This is a genomic window from Paenibacillus rigui (assembly GCF_002234615.1).
Taxonomy (GTDB): domain Bacteria; phylum Bacillota; class Bacilli; order Paenibacillales; family NBRC-103111; genus Paenibacillus_S; species Paenibacillus_S rigui.
In genome coordinates, this window is record NZ_NMQW01000105.1 from 1 (window position 1) to 650 (window position 650).

Annotated in this window: 1 protein-coding gene; it reads left to right on the plus strand. The window is 56.9% G+C overall.

Annotated elements, in window-relative coordinates; genetic code table 11:
* Window positions 1-650, plus strand: a 650-nt coding sequence (locus tag CF651_RS31840) for an NAD(P)/FAD-dependent oxidoreductase (RefSeq protein WP_144029154.1), incomplete at both ends; no start/stop codon positions are given.

The window sequence follows — 650 nt, forward strand, 5'->3', positions numbered from 1 at the left end:
CCGAACTATAACCGGATCCTGTTGTCCTCGGTATTGGCGGGGGATGCGAATATCAACGATATCGTGATCAACGACTGGAGCTGGTACGAGGAGAATGGCATTACCTTATATACCGGCGAGACTGTCACGAAAATTGACACCACCCGTAAGGTCGTCTCCACCGGAAGCGGATTGACGGCAAGCTATGACGAGCTGATTCTGGCTACCGGCTCCCTGCCGTTCATGCTCCCGCTGCCCGGCGCGGACAAAGAAGGCGTCATTGCGTTCCGCGATATTAAAGACTGCGAGACGATGATCGAGACAGCCAAGAGCTACAAGAAAGCGGTCGTGATCGGCGGCGGCCTGCTCGGTCTGGAAGCGGCGCGCGGCTTGTTGAACCTGAACATGGAGGTATCGGTCGTTCATATTTTCAAGCATTTGATGGAGCGCCAGCTGGATGAGACGGCAGCCCGGATGCTGCAGCAGGAGCTTGAGCGCCAAGGCATGAAATTCCTGCTCGAGAAAAACACCGACTCCCTGCTCGGCCGCAAGCGCGTCACCGGCGTCCGGTTCAAGGACGGCAGCGAAGTCGAAGCCGATCTCGTCGTCATGGCTGTCGGGATTCGTCCGAACGTTCAGCTGGCGAAGGACAGCGGCATTGAAGTGAATTT